Genomic DNA, 19557 nt, shown 5'->3' with positions numbered 1-19557 from the left:
TCAGCCTCCCGCAATGGCGGTAAAGAGGTGGAGTTCGTCCCCGTCATTGAGACGGGTCTCGGCCCAGCGGCCACGAGGCAGCACGGCGCCGTTAAGGGCCACCGCTACCCCTTGGGGATTGACCCCCTCCGCGGCCAGCAGGTCGGCCACGCTCTGCCCTGCCGCCAACGACTGGGCTTTATCGTTGAGTCGGATGGTGAGGGTCATGGGGTGATCTCCTTATCGTGTGTCGGGCATCGGCGCTGTCCGCAAACCGGGCAATCGGGATCGGGGGCCAGAGTGAGGGTCTGCCACTGATGGGTCAAAGCATCGAAGCGGCGCAATGTGCCAGCGACCGGACTCGGCATCCCGAGCAGCAGTTTCAGTGCCTCCAGCGCCTGCAAAGAGCCCATCACTCCGACCAGCGGGCCGGTGACGCCGCTGGTCTCGCAGCTCTGGGCGAGCTTGGTATCCAGCGGATAGAGGCAGGCGTAGCAGGCGTGCTCACTGCTGGTGCGCGCCATCAGCTGCCCCTGCCAACCCACTGCAGCGGCGGAGAGCCAGGGCTTGCCCTGAGCCACGCAGGCGGCGTTGATGGCCTGGCGGGTGGCGAGGTTGTCGCAGCAGTCGATCACCAGATCAACCTCGGCCACAAACTCCGGCAGGCTGGCGGCATCGAGCCGCTGATTGATGGCAATCAGCTCCACCAGCGGGTTGTGGGCGGCCAAGCGCTCGCGGGCCAGCTCCGCCTTGGAGTGGTTGACCGCCTCACTATCGAACAGGATCTGGCGCGGCAAGTTGCTGGAGTCCACCGTATCGCCATCGGCCAGCCACAAGGTGCCCACCCCGGCCCCAGCCAGATAGAGGGCGAGCGGCGAGCCAAGCCCGCCCAAGCCCACGATCAGCACGGATTTATCCTTGAGCCGTGCCTGCCCTTCTTCGCCCACTTCCGCCAGCATCAGCTGGCGGCCGTATCGCAAATACTCAACATCAGAGAGCATGTTCCACCTCCCTTATGGCAGAGGCCGAGCGCGGCTCATCCCCCGCCCCCACGGCCGCGAGCAGCCGCTCGGTCGCCCCCTGCCAGTCGTCGCTGGCGGTAATGGCCGAAACCAGCGCAATGCTGCCTACCCCGCTTGCCTTGACCGCCGCCACCCGCTCCTCGCTGATGCCGCCGATGGCCACCGTCGGCCAGTCCGCCATCAGGGCGCGGTAGCGGTGCAACCGCACCAGCCCCTGCGGGCGCGAAGGCATCGCCTTGGTGTTGGTCGGGAAGATATGACCCAGCGCCATATAGGAGGGGGCCAGCTCGCGCGCCCGCATCAGCTCGAAGTAGCCATGGGTGGAGATGCCAAGGCGCAGCCCGGCCGCCTGAATGGCGGCGAGATCGGCGGTCTCCATATCCTCCTGCCCCAGATGCACGCCCCAGGCGCCCGCCTCGATGGCCTGCTGCCAGTAGTCGTTGATAAAGAGCCGCGCCCCATGGCGGCGACCAAGCTCAACCGCATCGCGAATGGCCGGTGCTACCTGAGCGGCGGGCAGATTCTTGATCCGCAGCTGGATGGTCTTGACCCCCTGCCCCAGCAGGCGGCGCAGCCACTTGACCGAATCGACCACCGGATAGAGACCGAGGTTGTGTTCGGTCGGCGCGAAGGGGCCCTGCGGCAGGCGGGCGCAGCTTGTCTCATAAAGTCCGAAGCGGCGATCGAGGGTTGACCCCGCCAATACGGCGCGGGGGAAGTGAGCCAGATCGGCGGGCCAACCGAGATGGGCGATGGGCCCAGGGCCTGCGCCCACTCCCTGCGCCGCCGCCAACCCCTGTTGCAGGTAGGCACGCGCCAGGGTGATGGCGTCCTCTACCGGATAATCCTGCGCCACCACGGCGGCGATGGCGCTGGCGTAGCAGCAGCCGGTGCCGTGGCCGTGGCGGGTATTCAGGCGCGGCGCGGCCAGCCAGAATTCGCGGGTCTCATCCTGGTAGTAGTCGAGGCAGAGATCGCCGCTCCACTCCAGATGGCCGCCCTTGACCAGCACGGCGCGAGCGCCGAGTTCGCGCAGACGGCGGGCGGCGAGGCGCACCAGTTCGGGGCTGCTGACCGGCAGTCCGGTCAGGGCTTCCAGCTCGGGGCCGTTGGGGGTGATGAGCGACAGACGTGGCAGCAGCTGTTCGCGCACCGCCTCCAGCATATTGGGCTCCGCCATCGGGGTGCCGGTGCTGGCAATGGCCACCGGGTCGTAGACCACGAAGGGAGCCTCGATGGCCGACAGTCGGCGGGCCAGCACCTCGACATGGAGCCGGGTCGGCAGCAGGCCGATCTTGATGGCGGCAGGCGGCAGATCGACGCCAAGGGCGTCGATCTGGGCGGTGAAGGTCTGCATCAGCACGGGGTCAACCATCTTCACCGCCACCGAGTTCTGGGCGGTGATGGCAGAGATGACCGAACAGCCGTGCACGCCGAGGTCGTGCAATGTGTGCAAGTCGGCCTGAATGCCGGCGCCACCGCCGGAGTCGGAACCGGCGATGGTCCAGACAACTGGGCGGGAGTCCGTCACAGGCGGCAGATCGGCGGGGCTGACAGCCCCGCTTGCGCTGCTCACGCCTCCTCCCCTGCGGCCTGTTTCAGCGCCGCCGCCTGATGATAGATCTCGCCACCGGTCTCCTTGAAGGTTTCCGCCATGCGGGCCATGCCGCTCTCCACCTGAGCCACCACCTGCTCCTGCTGGCCATCCATACCGACCAGCTTGATCTCAACGGCTTCCAATTTCGCCGCGTAATCACGCACGTCCTGAGTGATCTTCATGGAGCAGAACTTGGGCCCGCACATGGAGCAGAAGTGAGCCACCTTGCCGGACTCCTGCGGCAGGGTCTCATCGTGGTAGGCACGGGCAGTGTCGGGGTCGAGGGCCAGATTGAACTGATCCTCCCAGCGAAATTCAAAGCGCGCCTTGGACATGGCGTTGTCGCGGATCTGGGCGCCCGGGTGCCCCTTGGCAAGGTCAGCGGCGTGAGCGGCGATCTTGTAGGTAATCAGCCCCTGCTTCACGTCTTCCTTGTTGGGCAGCCCCAGATGCTCCTTGGGAGTGACGTAGCAGAGCATGGCGCAGCCGTACCAGCCGATGAGCGCGGCGCCGATGCCGGAGGTGAAGTGATCGTACCCCGGCGCGATGTCGGTGGTGAGCGGGCCCAGCGTATAGAAGGGCGCCTCGTGGCAGTGCTCCAGCTGCTCGGTCATGTTGCGCTCGATCATGTGCATCGGCACGTGGCCGGGGCCCTCGATCATCACCTGCACGTCGTACTCCCACGCGATCTTGGTCAGCTCACCCAGGGTGCGCAGCTCGGCGAACTGGGCCTCGTCGTTGGCGTCATAGACGGAGCCGGGGCGCAGACCGTCACCCAGCGACAGCGCCACGTCATAGGCGGCGCAGATCTCGCAGATTTCGCGGAAGTGCTGGTAGAGGAAGTTCTCCTTGTGGTGCGACAGGCACCACTTGGCCATGATGCTGCCACCGCGCGACACGATGCCGGTGAGGCGCTTGGCGGTCATCGGCACGAAGCGCAGCAGGACGCCGGCGTGGATGGTGAAGTAGTCCACCCCCTGCTCGGCCTGCTCCAGCAGGGTGTCGCGGAACAGCTCCCAGGTGAGGTCTTCGGCGATGCCGTTGGTCTTTTCCAGCGCCTGATAGATGGGCACGGTACCGATGGGCACCGGGCTGTTGCGCAGGATCCACTCGCGGGTCTCGTGGATGTAGCGGCCGGTGGAGAGATCCATCACGGTGTCGGCGCCCCAGCGGGTCGACCAGACCAGCTTCTCCACCTCCTCTTCGATGCTGGAAGTGACCGCCGAGTTGCCGATGTTGGCGTTGATCTTCACCAGAAAATTGCGGCCGATGATCATCGGCTCCGCTTCCGGGTGGTTGATGTTGCTGGGGATGATGGCGCGACCGGCGGCCACCTCATCGCGCACAAACTCGGGGGTGATGTTCTGGGGCAGGCGGGCACCAAAATCGCGGCCCGGATGCTGGGTGCGCAGGAGCTCGGAGCGCACCCGCTCACGGCCCATGTTTTCGCGAATGGCGATAAATTCCATCTCGGGGGTGACGATGCCGGCACGGGCGTAGTGCAGCTGGGTGACCCGGCGGCCCGGCTTGGCGCGGCGCGGCTTGGGCAGATGCTCGAAGCGCAGGTGATCCAGCCCCTCATCGGCCAGCCGCTCCTGAGTGAAGGTGGAGCTGAGCCCCGGCAGTTCGTCGGTGTCACCGCGCTCCAGCACCCAGTTCTCCCGCAGGCGCGGCAGGCCGCGGCGCACGTCGATGGCGACCCCCTCCTCCCCGTAACGGCCCGAGGTGTCGTAGACCGGCACCGGCTCGTTAGGTTCGAATTTGGGATCTTCTTTGGTGCCACCGACGAAGGTGTCGGCCAGCTGGATTTCCCGCAAGGGCACCCGGATATCGGCGCGGGAGCCTTCGATAAAGATACGACGGGAGTTGGGGTGAGCCATCCCCTTGAGGCTGTCGATAAAGGCCTGAGCGCTGGAGCGCTGCTCGCGGCGGCTGGATTTGGTGGTATCAGATACAGAAGTAGACATAGCAAAACTCACATTAACTGGTTGAAGTTATGGGTATTTGCTTGTCTGGAGTTCGAGGAGAAGATGAACTTGCGGCGGGGTGTTTATCTCGGGAGGGAGTGCGCGCGGGATGGATCTCCGCGCAGCTGTTCTGCCACTTCCCGCTCTCAGCATGCTGTGGGCAAGGCACCCCACGTGCTGGACAACCGGACGGGACAGACTCCCTCCTGTGCGCCCTGACCCATCAAGGGTGATCCCTTCGATGAGCGGAAGAGGCTTGTTCCTCCCCCGGCGCGGTAACCCGCAAGTTACCCTTGTTCCCTTCGCAGGTTTTAACCTGATCAGGTTCCACGGATCCCGAATTAACGGTCTCAGCTTCGCGTCGTTCGACGGTCAGCACTCCGACAAGATGGCGCCAGTATAAGGGGGAAAATCTAAAGCACAAGCCGTTAACAATCTGGGGCAACGGCTGGTGCTGTGGTCAGACGGGTTACTCCCCGCGCGACCAGGTGCGGATGGCGGCGATCTCCGCGGCGGGGATCTGCAGGGATTCGAGGAATTCCTGATGGGCCTGCGGCTCCATCTTCTCGAACTGGATGTGCCAGTTGCGCATCATCTCTTCGGTCATACCGGCGGCCTGCATGATGGCAACCCAGCGAGCCTTGTCTACCATGGGGATCTCCTCGTGTGTCTGTTGGCGATAGAGGATGATGGCCCGCTGCTGACGCCTCAGCTCGGCGATCTCCTGCTCCAGTCGCAGCAGGTGACCATCGAGGCAGGAGTGGCTCTCCTGCCTTGCCGCCAGCAGGGTGCCGATCTCTTCGAGCGGCAGCCCCATGGCGCGAAAGCTGGCGATCTGCCGACCCCGTTCCAACTCGGCCTCGCCATAGCGGCGATAGCCGTTCTCCCCGCGCAGGGCGGGCAGCAGCAGACCGAGACGTTCGTAATAGAGCAGGGTGGTACGGCTCAGGCCCAGTTCTCTGGCCAGCCGGGTAATCGTCAACATAGGGGTTCCTTCATCCAGCGGGCAGAGGATAAACCCGCCTATCGTAGACGGGTCAACACCTCCTGTGGATTGACCACCACAATTTCGCTTAACGCCATCATGAGCGAGCAAGCAGCATCGTCGGGTAACAATCCGGAGAAGGTGCTGAAAGGGAGAACAGGCCTCCATCAGGAGGCCTGTTATTGAGGGTTATTGCACCGGAGTCACGGTGAGGGTCACATTGCCAAACCCTTCACTGGCGAGCGTCGCCTGATCCAGCTCCAGCGCGGTGAGGGCAACCCCTTCGGCAGAGGCGCTGCGCAGCTGGGCAGCCTTCGTGGAACCGCTCTGGGGCTGACCAATCTCTATGTCGCCGGCAAACTGGCTCTCGGCATAGAAGTCACCGGTCACTGCCGAACGGATCGGACGCAGCACGCGACCAAGGTTGCTCTGCATGGTCGACAAGCCATACTCGCTGATGGTCCAGTTCCAGTCCCACCACTTCACTTCACCCGGAATATAGCGCTTGTCCCACTGGTAACGGATGCTGCTGGCCTTGTCGCGGAACGGGCCGACGGCAAAGGTGTGTTCCCAGGTGGGGCGATTGGTCGGATGGGTATACCAGGCATTGCCGCCCCAGCGCAGGAACCCCTTCATGGTCAGGTCATAGTTGACCTCGGCCTTGAACTCATAGGGATATGAGATATTGGACTTGTAGAGGGCAACCCGCACCGGCACGCTGGAGTGCGGCGGCACCGTGGGGCGCGCCTCAACAGACACTGTCTCGGTCGTCGAGCCACCCTTCTGCTCGGCCCAGCTCTGGGTAGAAGAAATCTCGACCGAATATTCAGTGCTGGAAACCTGCGGGATCTGGAACGTCTTTTTGATGCCGACCTTCTCGCTGAGACTGTAGGTGTCGGTTTTCGACCAGTTGGTGGCCTTGTCATACTTCAGGGTCACCACCACCTGCTGGGGCAGATCCGTGTAGTTGGTCGCATTGGCAGTGATCATCTTGACCAGCTGCTTGCCACTCTCGGTGACCTGGCCGTGGGTAAAGGAGTCCGGCTCCAGGGTATAAGAGAAGTTGCTTACCTTGATGGAGCTCTTCTCTCCGCAACGATATCCGGAGCAGCCACCGTCATTGTTACCCTTAATCAACCAGCCATCGCTCAGTCTGGTGACATCCATATCTTCGCCTACATAGGGGCTGTGATTGCCGCCTACCCAGGCATATCCCAAATAATGGGCCAGATAACTTACCGGCTTAATAAAGTAATCATTGTCATGCACCATTCGCCATTGCACATCAACTTCATCACCAGCAGGAATATTCCAGGCAGAGAGAGATGGAATTTCGCCAGATATCGGCGATGTGGGATAACACCATGTTTCCCCTGCCGTTCCCTGTTTTATTTCCCCGTTATATCCAGAGCCCATGATTACCCAGCGATTGGCCAGTCCGGTAATCTGCCATTGGCCCATGCGACCAACCAGATTGCCCTTGATACTCATGGCTTCATCGCGGGTAAGAGGCCGATAGCCACTGGCGCAGACCCCCTCTCCCAGACCATACCACTTAACCTGGTCAGGGTAGACGGGTTCAGCCGCCTGAGCCTGAATAAGCATCAATGAAGATGCAAACAGCGCAAGATTGGCTGTTATTAATTTATTCATCATTTATTCCTCTTTCAGACATACGATAATTGTTATTGTTCTGAAATATCCCTTTTCATTTGACAGGCACGAACTCCAATGAACCCTGTCTGAAATAAAATAAACCACCAAAATTCATCGATGAGAAACGAAATATATGTGACAAGGAAAAATAATTAGAGCGATGACTTTATTGAGAAATACATCATAAAATTGTGGCAGGCATTATTTAATGCCTGCCACAATATGGTGAGCCATTATTAAATAAGAAGATACTGAATTACTCTTCCGGATTGATCACTTCAATTCTCCGCAATATTCCATCGGCAGAACGGACCAATACCAGTGCACTCCCTTCATGGAGATCGGCAGCCGAGCCGTTGACCCAGCGTATGTTGCGGTCGAGAGGAAACGTGCCGAGATTTGCCAGCACCAGACGCTGGCCGTCGAAGGATTGCAGGCGATCCTCTGCCCGCTGCCACTGCCCCGATCCCGCCGGCGATCTGGCCGTCAGTAGCTCGATCCGGGTGGCCACCCCGTCGGCCACCAGCAGGGAGAGGCGATCACCCGGCCGCAGGGGCTCTGCCCAGGGTTCACCCTGTCGCCAGACCGGAGCGCAGCCCCGCTCCACCTCGGCCCCCTGAAATTGCAGATGGATGCCGTCATCGTGTTCCAGCTCCACCAGCCACAGTTCGTCGGCAATCGCCTGCGCGGCACAGAGCGGCAAACCGCACAGCCACGCACACCACTTTGTTCTCTGTTCCATGTCGTTCGTCCCTGAACAAAAAGCCCATGCCGGATAAGCATGGGCTTCATTCAGGAACATTGCGAATCTGCGGCAGCGATCGGGTCACTTGTCCTCGTGGCAGCGGCTCAGGCGCATGCCGTCAAACTTGCACTCCAACTCGAGCCAGCGCCCTTCGAAAGGGGCCAGGCTGTTGTCCGAGGTGGTGTAGCCCCAGATCCGCCCGCCCTCGACCGGCCCTTCCAGATCCATCTCGTCCTTGTCATCTTCATCAAGGGCCTCGACCTTGCGCACATAGCGCACGCCGTTCTCCACCACCCCCTTCATCTCGACCCAGGTGCCGCCCAGATCATCCTCGTTGAGCCAATCCTTGAAGCGGGTCTGGTCATCGATCACGAACGGCAGACCGTTCACCATCAGCTGGCCAAGCTGCCAGGTGGTGCGGCCTGTCAGTTTGAATTCGGCAGCCTGCGCAGATCCGAGCGGCAGCAAGATCAGCAGCAGGAGAGCACAGAGAGACTTCTTCATCGTGGATCCTCGGAGTTACACTGGCGACAGGATGATGTATCCGGTGTGAAAAGAGCGTGAAGCTGCTCGCCAACCAGGAGTACAAAGCATGAAGATTTTGGTAGTGGAAGACAATCCTCAGGTGGCAGAAACCATCATGGATTATCTGGAGCTGGCCGGCCACCGGCTGGACTGTGCCTATCACGGTCAGGCGGCGCTGCAACTGCTGGCCGAACAGCGCTTCGACGTCATCATCATGGATGTGATGATGCCCCGTCTCGACGGGCTCAGCACGGTCGCCCGCCTGCGTGAAGAGGGGATCTCGACCCCGGTGCTGTTTCTCACTGCACGCGACAGTCTGGAAGACAAGCTGGCAGGCTTCAAGGCCGGTGGCGACGACTATCTGGTCAAGCCCTTCGCCATGGAGGAGCTGGAGGTGCGACTGCAAGCCCTCAGCCTGCGTGGCCCGCGCGGCGACATCGGCGCCATCACCTTTGGCGAGCTGACCATCGATGCCGCCAGCGGTCAGGCGACCCGTGCCGGCGTTCCCCTCAAGCTCGGCAAGATCCCGTTCCAGATCCTCGCACTGCTGGTTCGCCGCGCACCGGCCATCGTCACTCGACAGGAGGTGCTGGATACCGTCTGGGGAGAGGAGGAGCCCGACTCCGATGCCCTGCGCAGCCACATCTACGCCCTGCGCAACACCCTCGACAAACCCTTCCCCACCCCCATGCTGGAAACCCTGCACGGTCAGGGCTACCGACTGGTGAGCGCATGAGCCTGCCGAGCCTGCGCCACCGGCTCATCATGGCGCTCGGCGGGGCGGGCGTGGTGCTGCTGGTGCTGCTATCCGGCCTGATGATGGTGGCCGAGGACAAGATGGAGGAGCTGAGCCTGCGCCACTGGCTGGAGGCGGAAGTAACCCGTTACAGCGACGACTGGCTGCGCCTCGGTGCCGCGGCGGCGGCGCCCAGCCCGCGCCAGTTCTCCAGCTACTGGACCGAGTCGGGACGCCTGCCCAGGTGGCTACAACCCTACCAGACCCCGGGCTTTTTCGAGCACCAGCTGGGCAAGGAGGACAAACACTTTCTGGTGGCGCGCCACCCCTCCGGCAAGGGGATGCTCTATCTGGTCTTCAACGACGATGCCGATGACTACCTCGACCCCTACGAGGACAAGTTGCATCTGGCCACCCGGCTGATCGGGCTGGCGCTGCTGCTGGGCTGCCTCGGCTTCGGCATCTGGCTGGTACGCCATATCACCGGGCCGCTGCAGCGGCTGCAACACAGGGTCGCCCACCTCACCCCGGATCAGGCGGACTTCATCCCCGATGCCCCCTGGCAGGAGCTCAGGGATATCGAGTTGGCACTGCTGGCCGGCAAGCAGGAGGTGAGCGCCGTCTTTGCCCGCGAGCAGGAGTTCAGCCGCTTTGCCAGCCACGAGCTGCGTACTCCCAACATGGTGATCCAGGGCTCGGCCGCCCTGCTCGGCAAGGTAAGCGATCTGCCCGCCCCCGCCGAGCGCGCCGTCACCCGCATCCGGGCCGCCGCCGACGAGATGGCGCTGCTCACCGAGACCTTTTTGCTGCTGGGCCGCAAGGAGGAGGTCGAGCGGCCGAAGCAGCAGGTGGCGCCGCTGATCCGCCAGGAGCTGGCCCGGCTCGCCCCGCTGCTGCAGCGAGAAGCGCTCGATATCCGTCTGGTGCTGGACGAGGCGAGCGAGGTCGATTCCCCCCTCTCCCTGCTCGCCATCGCCCTTGGCAACCTGCTGAAAAATGCCCTGAGCTACGCCGAGGGCCATATCGATATCGAGCTGTGCGGCCCTGTGCTCACCATCAGCAACCCGACTGCGGCCGCGCCGGATCAGATCCTCGGTTACGGCTGCGGCCTCACCATCATCCAGCGCATCTGCGAGAAGCTGGGCTGGCAAATTGAGACCCGGCTGGAGGATGGCGTATTCAGCGCAAGGCTGGCGATGATCGCTGCCGAACAGTTCCCTCTCCCTTCTGGAGAGGGTGAGGGCGCTGCGGCACCAGCCAGATAGCAACAGGGCGCCCGAAGGCGCCCTGTTTTTTGGCTGATGCAAATCCGCGATCACTCCACCGGTTTGTGCTTGCGCCCGCCCTTGAGTTCGAGGAACTCGATGATCTTGCCCGCCACATCCTTGCCGGAAGCCGCCTCGACCCCCTGCAGACCGGGAGAGGAGTTGACCTCCAATACCAACGGGCCGCGAGCACTGCGCAGGATATCCACGCCTGCCACGTCCAGCCCCATGATCTTGGCGGCGCGCACCGCGGTAGCGCGCTCTTCCGGAGTGATCCGGATCGCCTCGGCGGTGCCGCCACGATGCAGGTTGGAGCGAAACTCGCCGGGCTGGGCCTGACGGCGCATCGCCGCCACCACCTTGCCGTTGACCACCAGACAGCGGATATCGGCGCCGTTGGCCTCGCGGATATACTCCTGCACCAGAATGTTGTTGTTGGTCTGGATGAAAGCCTCGATCACGCTCTCGGCGGCCTTCTGGGTTTCGCACAACACCACGCCTATCCCCTGGGTTCCCTCCAGCAGCTTCACCACCAGCGGCGCACCACCCACCATGGTGATGAGGTCGGGCACGTCGTGGGTACTGTGGGCATACCCGGTGATGGGCAGACCGATACCGTGGCGGGAGAGCAGCTGCATCGCCCGCAGCTTGTCGCGGGAGCGGCTGATGGACACCGAGCTGTTGAGCGCCATGGTGTTCATCATCTCGAACTGGCGCAACACGGCGGTGCCGTAGGCGGTGATGCTGGCCCCGATGCGGGGGATCACCGCGTCATAGCTCTCCAGCTCCCGTCCTTCGTAGTGAATGGAGGGGTTGTGGGAGGCGATGTTCATATAACAGCGCAGGGTGTCGAGCACCTCGACCTGATGACCGCGAGCCTGCGCCACCTCGACCAGACGGCGGGTGGAGTAGTTTTTCGGCTCACGGGATAAAATGGCGATCTTCATGACAATTCCGCTAGAAGGCTATGCCTGGGCAGGATGGGGCGGGAGAGTATAAGGTGCCACAGCGCCAAGACAACGCCAATTGTTTATCCTGACAACAAGCCAAATAACGCAGAAGCCTGCCCAATCAGCACGGCGCGGTGAAACAATAAACGGCGGCTCTGCGCGCCCTCCATAGGCTGCTCGCAAAGTCCGCCGTTTTCGCTCAAAGGCCGAGCAGATTGGCGCTCTCGTTACCCCAGATTGGGGGCGAGCCAGCGCTCGGCTTCAGCCAGCGCCATCCCCTTGCGGGCGGCGTAATCCTCAACCTGATCTTGCTGGATCTGCGCCACCGCGAAGTATTTGCTCTCGGGGTGGGAGAAGTACCAGCCCGACACCGCAGCCCCCGGCCACATGGCGTAGGATTCGGTCAGCTGCATGCCGATGGCCTGCTCGACATCCAGCAGCTCCCACAGGGTGCCCTTCTCGGTGTGCTCCGGGCAGGCCGGATAACCGGGCGCCGGACGGATACCCCGATAGTTCTCGCGAATCAGCTCCTCGTTGCTGAGGGCTTCCTCGGGGGCATAGCCCCAGTGCACCTTGCGCACCTGCTCGTGCAGGTACTCGGCAAAGGCTTCCGCCAACCGGTCGCACACCGCCTGAATGAGGATGGCGTTGTAGTCGTCGTGATCAGCCTTGTAGGCCCTGGCGATAGCCTCCTCACCGATGCCGCCGGTCACCGCGAAGGCGCCGATCCAGTCAGCTTTGCCGCTCTCTTTCGGCGCAACATAGTCCGCCAGACAGTAGTTGGGGAAACCCTGCTTCTCGCTCTGCTGACGCAGGTGGTGCAGCACTTTTTTCACTTCGCTGCGCGATTCGTCGCTGTAGACCTCGATGCTGTCCCCCACCGCATTGGCAGGGAACAGGCCGATGATGCCGGCGCAGCGCACGCTCTGATCCTGTTCCAGCTGATCCAGCATGGCGTTGGCATCGGCAAACAGCCTGGTCGCCTCCTCACCGATAATCTCGTCTTCGAGGATGCGCGGGAATTTGCCCGCCAGCTCCCAGCTGAGGAAGAACGGCGTCCAGTCGATGTAGGGGCGCAGCACCGAGATGGGCACGTTCTCGAACTTCTGCACACCCGGCTCGCGGGGCTTGGGTGGCTCATAACCAGCCCAGTCCAGCTGATGGCGGTTGGCACGCGCCTCCGCCAGCGTGATGGGGCGCGAGCGCGGCTGCTTGCGGGCGTGCTGCTCGCGGGCGATCTCGTACTCCTTGTCGATACGGGTGACGAAGTCGGGTTTGAGATCCGGGCTGAGCAGGCTCTGCGCTACCCCCACCGCGCGAGACGCGTTGGAGACATAGACCACCGGCTCCGAGTAGTTCTGCTCGATCTTCACTGCGGTGTGCGCCTTGGAGGTGGTGGCGCCGCCGATCAAGAGCGGCAGCTTGAAGCCCTGGCGCTCCATCTCCTTGGCCACGTGCACCATCTCGTCCAGCGACGGGGTGATGAGACCGGAGAGACCGATCATGTCGGCCCCCACTTCCCGCGCCGTTTTGAGAATCGTCTCGCAGGGAACCATGACCCCGAGGTCGATGATCTCGAAGTTGTTGCACTGCAGCACCACCCCGACAATGTTCTTGCCGATATCGTGCACATCCCCTTTCACGGTCGCCAGCACGATTTTGCCGTTGCTGGAGCCCCCCGACTTCTCCGCCTCGATATAGGGTTGCAGATAGGCGACCGCCCGCTTCATCACCCGCGCCGATTTCACCACCTGCGGCAGAAACATCTTGCCAGCGCCGAACAGATCGCCGACCACGTTCATGCCATCCATCAACGGCCCTTCGATGACATGCAGCGGCCGCTCGGCCTGAGCACGCGCCTCCTCGGTATCCTCTTCGATGAAGTCGGTGATCCCCTTGACCAGCGCATGTTCCAGCCGCTTGCCCACCGGCCAGCTGCGCCACGCCTGATCCCGCGGATCCTCGGCCTGAGCACCGGCACCGCGATACTTCTCGGCGATGGCCAGCAGCTCCTCGGTGGCGTTGTCATTGAGGTTGAGCACCACCGCCTCGACCTTCTCTTTAAGCTCGGCCGGAATGTCTTCATAGATGGCGAGCTGACCGGCGTTGACGATACCCATGTCCATGCCGTTTTTGATGGCGTGATAGAGGAAGACGGCGTGAATCGCTTCCCGCACCGGCTCGTTGCCACGGAATGAAAACGAGACGTTGGAGACACCGCCGGAGATCATGGCGTGGGGCAGGTTCTCCTTGATGTCCTTCACCGCATCGATGAAGTCCACCGCGTAGTTGTTGTGCTCGTCGATACCGGTCGCCACCGCGAAGATGTTGGGGTCGAAGATGATGTCTTCCGGCGGGAAACCGACCTGATCCACCAGAATGCGGTAGGCCCGCTGGCAGATCTCGAACTTGCGGGCACGGGTGTCGGCCTGCCCCGCCTCGTCGAACGCCATCACGATGACGGCGGCACCGTAGCGGCGCAGCAATCTGGCCTGCTGGATGAACTTCTCCTCCCCCTCCTTCATGGAGATGGAGTTGACCACCGGCTTGCCCTGCACGCACTTGAGGCCCGCCTCCAGCACCTCCCACTTGGAGGAGTCGATCATCACCGGCACCCGGGCGATGTCTGGCTCACCGGCGATGAGATTGAGGAAGCGCACCATGGCGGCTTCGGCGTCCAGCATCCCCTCGTCCATGTTGATGTCGATGATCTGGGCGCCGTTATCCACCTGCTGCTTGGCAACGTCGAGCGCCTCGTCGTAGAGCCCCTCCTTGATCAGCCGCTTGAACTTTGCCGAACCGGTGACGTTGGTGCGCTCCCCCACGTTCACGAACATGGATTCGGGGGTGATGATCAGCGGCTCCAAACCCGACAGGCGGCAGGCCACCGGCAGCTCGGGCAAAGCGCGCGGCTTGATGCCGGCAACCGCGCCAGCCATGGCACGAATATGAGCCGGGGTTGTGCCGCAGCAACCGCCAACCATATTGAGAAAGCCGCTTTGGGCCCACTCGCGGATATGCTCCGCCATCTCGGCGGCATCGAGATCGTACTCGCCAAAGGCGTTGGGCAGACCGGCATTGGGGTGAGCACTGACATGGGTCTCGCTGATGCGCGACAGCTCCTCCACATACTGCCGCAGTTCGTCCGGCCCGAGCGCACAGTTGAGACCGAACGAGATAGGTTTGACGTGGCGCAGCGAGTGGTAGAAAGCTTCGGTCGTCTGGCCGGAGAGGGTACGGCCGGAGGCGTCGGTGATGGTGCCGGAGATCATCACCGGCAGGCTGTAGCCCAGCTCCTCGAATACCAGATCCACCGCGAAGGCGGCCGCCTTGGCGTTGAGGGTATCAAAGATGGTCTCGATCAGAATGATGTCGGCGCCACCCTCGATCAGGGCATGAGTCGATTCGGTATAGGCGGCCACCAGCTGGTCGTAAGTGACGTTGCGCTTACCCGGATCGTTCACATCCGGCGAGATGGAGGCGGTGCGGTTGGTCGGCCCCAAAACCCCTGCCACGAAGCGCGGCTTGTGGGGCTCTTTCGTCGTCCACTCGTCCGCTACGGCGCGGGCAAGACGGGCCGCCTCACGGTTGATCTCGGCCGAGAGATCTTCCATCTCGTAATCGGCCATGGCGATGCGGGTGGCGTTGAAGGTGTTGGTTTCAAGGATGTCGGCACCGGCGGCGCAATACTGCTCGTGGATCTCGCGAATGACGGCGGGGCGGGTCAGCACCAGCAGATCGTTGTTGCCCTTGATGTCGGTATGCCAGTCGGCAAACCGTTCACCGCGGTAGTCCGCCTCCCCGAGTTTGTAGCCCTGGATCATGGTGCCCATGGCCCCGTCGATGATCAGGATCCGCTCCTTGAGACAGGCTTCCAGCTTGTTTGTCACATCCGACTTTCTGTTCGACTTTTCATTCGCCACCGCGTGTTCCTCTTACATCCGTGCAACTGCGTAAACAGCATCCTAACAGCAAACCAGCGAATTGGAAATCTAGCCGTCTATCAGTCCAAAATCGCAGTCATATACTCATTTATGGGTAATGAGTAACATAGACCCCGAGAGTACCCTATGCCCGTCCCGCATGGGGATACGTGCTTGCTATCTATCTACGAGTAAAAAATAACTATGAGCGTCTACTACACACTCTGTTTTCTGGCAGCGTTGGCGATCTTTATTGCCTTTGCCAACCAGTATGTTGTGAAGATCCAGACCACCATCGCCATCACCGCCGGTTCCATGCTGATCTCTGCGCTGCTGGTGCTGTTCGGTAAACTGGGATGGTTCAATCTGGAGCCTCTTGCCATCAAAACCATGGAGAGCATCGACTTCCAGAATTTCCTGCTTAAGGGGATCCTGGGCTTCCTGCTGTTTGCAGGTGGCCTCGGCATCAACCTCAAGGCGCTGCGTAGCCAGAAGTGGGAGATCACCATTCTGGCCATTATTGCCACCCTGCTCTCCACCTTCATCATCGGCTACGGCTTCTGGTTCATCGCCAAGCTGCTGGGCTGGGAGCTGCCGCTGGTCTACTGCATGCTGTTCGGGGCGCTCATCTCCCCCACCGACCCCATCGCCGTACTGGCCATCGTCAAGAAGATGAAGGCGCCACCCCAGATCGCCATCCAGATCGAAGGGGAGTCGCTGTTCAACGACGGTGTCGGCCTCGTTATTTTCGCTACCGTGTTTGCCGTCGCCTTCGGCGGTGTCGAGCCCACCTTCGGCAGCGTGGCCGGTCTGTTCCTGCATGAGGCCCTCGGCGGCATCCTGTTCGGCGTCGTGCTGGGCGTCATCGCTCACGTGATGATCAGCGCCACCGACGACGGCTCGCTGGAGCTGCTGCTCACCCTCTGCATCCCGACCGCCGGCTTCGCCTTCGCCAACATGATCGGCGTCTCCGGCGCTCTGGCCATGGTGGTGACCGGCATCATGATCGGCAACTGGACTCGTCACTCCGGCTTCTCCGAGCAGAGCAGCCACCACCTGGATCACTTCTGGGAGTTGATGGATCAGTTCCTCAACGCCCTGCTGTTCCTGCTGATCGGTCTGGCGCTGGTACTGCTGGATCTGGCCTGGCATGACTGGGTACTGCTGGTCATCGCGGTGCCGCTCTGCCTCGCCGCCCGCTTCATCAGCGTCTCGGTGCCCTATATGGCCTTCCGCAAGTTCCGCACCTACAACACCTTCTCGGTACGGATCCTCACCTGGGGTGGCTTGCGCGGCGGTCTGGCCATGGCGATGGCACTGGCGCTCCCCTCCGGCGTCATGATGATCCCGAGCCACGGTGTCGACCTGCGTCAGGTGATCCTGGTGATGACCTACGCGGTGGTGATGTTCTCCATCGTGGTGCAGGGCATGACCATCACTCCGATGATCGCCGCCGCCAAACGCGCCAACGGCGACTACTGATCATCCGCTGGCTGACAGATGCAACAGGGCTCCTGCGGGAGCCCTTGTTGTTGCTGGCAAAGCTGTACCGGACAAGGCCCAGCCAAACAGCCGAAAATAATTGTTTGCTTTTTATTCATTTCGAGGAGAGAATGCGCGCCGGCTAGTTAATCAGCCCTGTTTATGTTTGCCCTGCAATGCTTCACCTCACGATGAATCCTGTCAGTACCCGCATAACCTTCTTCTGATTTACTCGCCCTGAGAACCGTTCAGGCTGTCCGCCTGCGTTGCCCGGCTCTCACGGTGCAGACCCGCTCTGCCCACTCAATTTGAACTATGCAGCCGCATATTCCTTGCACCTTGCAAGAGCAGAGGCCCGCGAACGGGCTGGGTATACCTGCGCGCACGCCAACAACACCGTTGCACGCACTCATTGACCTGACATTTGCCAACACAAGGAGCAATTACTTAATTTATATAGAGAAATACCATGATGAAAACCGTACAAACTCGTAAACCCCTGCGTCGCAGCAAACCCATCAACCTGCCCGTGCAAGAGCACGACTACGATGCGTTTCTGATCCAGTTCAGCACCCGCTTCAGCGGCGGCTTCGCCATCTCCTGTGATGGTATCGCCGGCGAGTTCTCCATCGAAGAGCTCAACTGATCCCCTGCCCGACCGGGCAGCACCGATGCACAAGGGCCGCAACTCACGGCGGCCGCTTTGATTCACCCTCATCTTCCCTGACTATACACTCAGCCAACCGGCGATATTTCTCCCCTATAAGCTCACCCTTCAGCTTCAAGCAGCAGACACTCATCGGCATCTTCACTCAATTTGACCAGACGGCTGCGAACCAGCCCCAGCTTGGCCAACAGGCCGATGGAACGTTCATTACCCGGCGTGACGATGGCAATTACCTGCCCGATCCCCAGCCGGCTTTTGCCATCGGCGATGGCGGCCTGCGCGGCCTCAATGGCGTAGCCATGACCACGATACTGCGGCAGGAAGGCGTAGCCGATATCTTCACGGGGCAAGCTGTCGCGCTTGATAAGACCGCAGATACCGAGGCTGGCGCCATCTTCCCTGCGCTCGACCAGATAGAGGCCATGACCATGACGGGCATAGCTCACCGCCGGTCCCTGCTGGATATACTCCTGCGCCTGTTCGAGTGTGCGAACTCCCCGATCGCCGATGTAACGATGGAAATCGGCATCATTGAGCAGTTCGAGAATGAAGGGGGCATCGGCGATGGTCAGTTCACGCAGTACGAGACGGGGGGAGGTAATCATGGCAAGGGCTCTCTCAAAACAGGCGAAGTCAGCAGAGTGCCCCCTCGGCAACCGGCTGACAAGCAATAGCGGGCTCGCGGCCATGAAAAGGGGGCCAACCTCGGCCCCTTTTTACGATGTCACACAGCGGTAGCAGAGCAGTCAGTCAGGCGGCCAGCAACCCGGCATAGCCATTACCCTGCTCGCGCAGCGCAGTGAACTGGGCTGCGCAATCGGCCCAGGAGAGCCCCAGCTTCTCCGCTACTTTGGCAGGCCACTCGGGTGGCGCTTCTTCACCCACATCGGATTGCGCTGCCAGCACGATCGCCAGATGGATCAACCCGGCCTCGGCGGAGAACTCTTTGGCCAGCATGGGGTTATAGTGATACTCCACCGCGTTGCTGATGGTCTCGGGGAATTTCCAGTATCGCGCCATGGCAGCACCGACCTGGGCATAGTTGAAGCCGACCACCAGCTCTTCCGCCTTGGCCCGCCCCTTGTGCAATTCCAGATCGTGAATGTGGTGGACGGTGTTTTCCGGCAGCCCCACATGCATCACCAGTCGGCCAAGGTCATAGAGCAGGGCGCAGGTAAAGACCTCATCCCCCTTCATTCCCTTCTTCACCGCCAGACGACGCGCCAGCTCCGCTACGTTGAAGACGCAGCCCCAGAAATGTTTGAGGTCAATGCCGGGCACCGCAGTGACCGATTCGGTCAGCCCGCAGGCCAGCACCATGTTGCGCACCATCGCCAGTCCAAGCCGCACCGCAGCTTCATTGACGGTACCGATCTGGCGACTGCTGCCGAACTTGGCCGAGTTGGCCAAACGCAGCAGCTTGGCGGAGATGACTGGGTCCTTGTTGATCAGCTTGCTGATCTTCAGCAGATCCGGATCCTTTTCATTGAAGGTCTGGATCAAATCGCGCATCACTTCCGGGATCTGGGGCAGTAGCTTGGGCTCAGCCAGCAGGGAATCTATCGTGGGCATAGGCGTGTCCATCCATGTTATCTGTGTTCCAACCTGTTTGCCGCGGCAAACTCCCGTTAATTATGAGTAACAAATGGCTGCGTGATCGGATTGTTTATGTGGATGGTAAACGGGAGCCGCTCCGCTTCGGGTTATACTGCGCTCCTCACTCACTGATGCGAAAAACCGATGAACGACTCTCAGGAATTTTTTGACGAAGACGCGTTGCTGGAGATGGTGGAGAACCAGCTCAACGACGGTCACCCGCCCCATGTGAAAGCTACCTTGATGAGACTGGTGATGAAGGGCACCCCGCGGGAAGAGGCACTGCAATATATCGCCTGCGCCCTCGGTGCTGAGCTGATGGCGATGGAGGCCGATCAGGGCCCCTTCAATCTGACCCGCTATGGCGAGTTCCTCGACAGCCTGCCCGAGATGCCTTGGGCGGACGACTGACCCGAGCTTGATGACGGATGCAAAAAGGGCGGGTGCCGATGGCCCCGCCCT

General features: G+C 61.5%; 17 protein-coding genes and 1 riboswitch. Of the genes, 5 read left to right on the top strand and 12 right to left on the bottom strand.

The window, feature by feature from the left end:
• From thiS to BS300_RS16910, 8 genes are all read right to left on the bottom strand, one after another.
• Positions 1-207, bottom strand: a complete 207-nt coding sequence (gene thiS / locus BS300_RS16945) for a sulfur carrier protein ThiS (RefSeq protein ID WP_071914149.1) — start codon at positions 205-207, stop codon at positions 1-3.
• Positions 204-980, bottom strand: a complete 777-nt coding sequence (locus BS300_RS16940; protein WP_071914147.1) for a HesA/MoeB/ThiF family protein — start codon at positions 978-980, stop codon at positions 204-206. Before BS300_RS16940 ends, thiS begins: the two co-directional genes overlap by 4 nt.
• The gene (gene thiE / locus BS300_RS16935; RefSeq protein WP_071914145.1) at positions 970-2577 is read right to left on the bottom strand and encodes a thiamine phosphate synthase; all 1608 of its coding nucleotides are present in this window, start codon (positions 2575-2577) and stop codon (positions 970-972) included. The genes BS300_RS16940 and thiE overlap by 11 nt, the downstream gene beginning before the upstream one ends.
• Entirely contained in the window at positions 2574-4565 is a 1992-nt protein-coding gene (thiC, locus tag BS300_RS16930; protein ID WP_071914143.1) for a phosphomethylpyrimidine synthase ThiC, read from the bottom strand. The genes thiE and thiC overlap by 4 nt, the downstream gene beginning before the upstream one ends.
• Before the next feature lie 280 nt (positions 4566-4845).
• Positions 4846-4958, bottom strand: a riboswitch (TPP riboswitch).
• Positions 4959-5034: 76 nt separating this feature from the next.
• Positions 5035-5550, bottom strand: a complete 516-nt coding sequence (locus tag BS300_RS16925; RefSeq protein ID WP_005342946.1) for a MerR family transcriptional regulator — start codon at positions 5548-5550, stop codon at positions 5035-5037.
• Between the two features lie 189 nt (positions 5551-5739).
• Entirely contained in the window at positions 5740-7203 is a 1464-nt protein-coding gene (locus BS300_RS16920; RefSeq protein ID WP_192849753.1) for an aerolysin family beta-barrel pore-forming toxin, read from the bottom strand.
• 259 nt (positions 7204-7462) lie between these two features.
• Positions 7463-7948: a hypothetical protein gene (locus BS300_RS16915; RefSeq protein ID WP_071914139.1), complete on the bottom strand. Its 486-nt coding sequence runs from the start codon at positions 7946-7948 to the stop codon at positions 7463-7465.
• A gap of 84 nt (positions 7949-8032) precedes the next feature.
• The gene (locus tag BS300_RS16910) at positions 8033-8455 is read right to left on the bottom strand and encodes a hypothetical protein (RefSeq protein WP_033112529.1); all 423 of its coding nucleotides are present in this window, start codon (positions 8453-8455) and stop codon (positions 8033-8035) included.
• Between the two features lie 88 nt (positions 8456-8543).
• Here BS300_RS16910 and BS300_RS16905 point away from each other — a divergent pair, with 88 nt between their 5' ends.
• Positions 8544-9212 (top strand): response regulator transcription factor, encoded by a 669-nt coding sequence (locus BS300_RS16905; protein ID WP_071914137.1) that lies wholly within the window; start codon positions 8544-8546, stop codon positions 9210-9212.
• Positions 9209-10477, top strand: a complete 1269-nt coding sequence (locus BS300_RS16900) for a HAMP domain-containing sensor histidine kinase (protein ID WP_071914135.1) — start codon at positions 9209-9211, stop codon at positions 10475-10477. The genes BS300_RS16905 and BS300_RS16900 overlap by 4 nt, the downstream gene beginning before the upstream one ends.
• Before the next feature lie 50 nt (positions 10478-10527).
• Here BS300_RS16900 and rimK read toward each other — a convergent pair whose 3' ends face one another.
• Positions 10528-11424 (bottom strand): 30S ribosomal protein S6--L-glutamate ligase, encoded by an 897-nt coding sequence (gene rimK, locus BS300_RS16895; protein WP_071914133.1) that lies wholly within the window; start codon positions 11422-11424, stop codon positions 10528-10530.
• Positions 11425-11654: 230 nt separating this feature from the next.
• Positions 11655-15350 (bottom strand): methionine synthase, encoded by a 3696-nt coding sequence (metH, locus tag BS300_RS16890; protein WP_071914131.1) that lies wholly within the window; start codon positions 15348-15350, stop codon positions 11655-11657.
• A gap of 204 nt (positions 15351-15554) precedes the next feature.
• Between metH and BS300_RS16885 the strand changes: the two genes are divergently transcribed.
• Positions 15555-16832 (top strand): sodium:proton antiporter, encoded by a 1278-nt coding sequence (locus tag BS300_RS16885; RefSeq protein ID WP_071914129.1) that lies wholly within the window; start codon positions 15555-15557, stop codon positions 16830-16832.
• Positions 16833-17301: 469 nt separating this feature from the next.
• Positions 17302-17478: a hypothetical protein gene (locus tag BS300_RS21190; RefSeq protein ID WP_104016499.1), complete on the top strand. Its 177-nt coding sequence runs from the start codon at positions 17302-17304 to the stop codon at positions 17476-17478.
• 122 nt (positions 17479-17600) lie between these two features.
• Here BS300_RS21190 and BS300_RS16880 read toward each other — a convergent pair whose 3' ends face one another.
• Both BS300_RS16880 and BS300_RS16875 read right to left on the bottom strand, forming a co-directional pair.
• Positions 17601-18104 (bottom strand): GNAT family N-acetyltransferase, encoded by a 504-nt coding sequence (locus tag BS300_RS16880; protein ID WP_043851032.1) that lies wholly within the window; start codon positions 18102-18104, stop codon positions 17601-17603.
• 145 nt (positions 18105-18249) lie between these two features.
• Positions 18250-19071: an HDOD domain-containing protein gene (locus BS300_RS16875; RefSeq protein WP_041209645.1), complete on the bottom strand. Its 822-nt coding sequence runs from the start codon at positions 19069-19071 to the stop codon at positions 18250-18252.
• 168 nt (positions 19072-19239) lie between these two features.
• Here BS300_RS16875 and BS300_RS16870 point away from each other — a divergent pair, with 168 nt between their 5' ends.
• The gene (locus tag BS300_RS16870) at positions 19240-19506 is read left to right on the top strand and encodes a hypothetical protein (protein WP_033112538.1); all 267 of its coding nucleotides are present in this window, start codon (positions 19240-19242) and stop codon (positions 19504-19506) included.
• The last annotated feature ends 51 nt before the right edge of the window (positions 19507-19557 follow it).

It is taken from the genome of Aeromonas sp. SCS5, assembly GCF_001887375.1.
Lineage (GTDB): Bacteria > Pseudomonadota > Gammaproteobacteria > Enterobacterales > Aeromonadaceae > Aeromonas > Aeromonas jandaei.
Note: the sequence above shows the minus strand (reverse complement) of the source record. Positions and strands in the feature narration are given on the sequence as shown.

Bases quoted from the DNA above. Each gene is read 5' to 3' on its own strand.
- thiS (WP_071914149.1), bottom strand. From the start codon at position 207: ATGACCCTCACCATCCGACTCAACGATAAAGCCCAGTCGTTGGCGGCA.
- BS300_RS16940 (WP_071914147.1), bottom strand. From the start codon at position 980: ATGCTCTCTGATGTTGAGTATTTGCGATACGGCCGCCAGCTGATGCTG.
- thiC (WP_071914143.1), bottom strand. From the start codon at position 4,565: ATGTCTACTTCTGTATCTGATACCACCAAATCCAGCCGCCGCGAGCAG.
- BS300_RS16925 (WP_005342946.1), bottom strand. From the start codon at position 5,550: ATGTTGACGATTACCCGGCTGGCCAGAGAACTGGGCCTGAGCCGTACC.
- BS300_RS16920 (WP_192849753.1), bottom strand. From the start codon at position 7,203: ATGAATAAATTAATAACAGCCAATCTTGCGCTGTTTGCATCTTCATTG.
- BS300_RS16915 (WP_071914139.1), bottom strand. From the start codon at position 7,948: ATGGAACAGAGAACAAAGTGGTGTGCGTGGCTGTGCGGTTTGCCGCTC.
- BS300_RS16910 (WP_033112529.1), bottom strand. From the start codon at position 8,455: ATGAAGAAGTCTCTCTGTGCTCTCCTGCTGCTGATCTTGCTGCCGCTC.
- BS300_RS16905 (WP_071914137.1), top strand. From the start codon at position 8,544: ATGAAGATTTTGGTAGTGGAAGACAATCCTCAGGTGGCAGAAACCATC.
- BS300_RS16900 (WP_071914135.1), top strand. From the start codon at position 9,209: ATGAGCCTGCCGAGCCTGCGCCACCGGCTCATCATGGCGCTCGGCGGG.
- rimK (WP_071914133.1), bottom strand. From the start codon at position 11,424: ATGAAGATCGCCATTTTATCCCGTGAGCCGAAAAACTACTCCACCCGC.
- BS300_RS16885 (WP_071914129.1), top strand. From the start codon at position 15,555: ATGAGCGTCTACTACACACTCTGTTTTCTGGCAGCGTTGGCGATCTTT.
- BS300_RS21190 (WP_104016499.1), top strand. From the start codon at position 17,302: ATGATGAAAACCGTACAAACTCGTAAACCCCTGCGTCGCAGCAAACCC.
- BS300_RS16880 (WP_043851032.1), bottom strand. From the start codon at position 18,104: ATGATTACCTCCCCCCGTCTCGTACTGCGTGAACTGACCATCGCCGAT.
- BS300_RS16875 (WP_041209645.1), bottom strand. From the start codon at position 19,071: ATGCCCACGATAGATTCCCTGCTGGCTGAGCCCAAGCTACTGCCCCAG.
- BS300_RS16870 (WP_033112538.1), top strand. From the start codon at position 19,240: ATGAACGACTCTCAGGAATTTTTTGACGAAGACGCGTTGCTGGAGATG.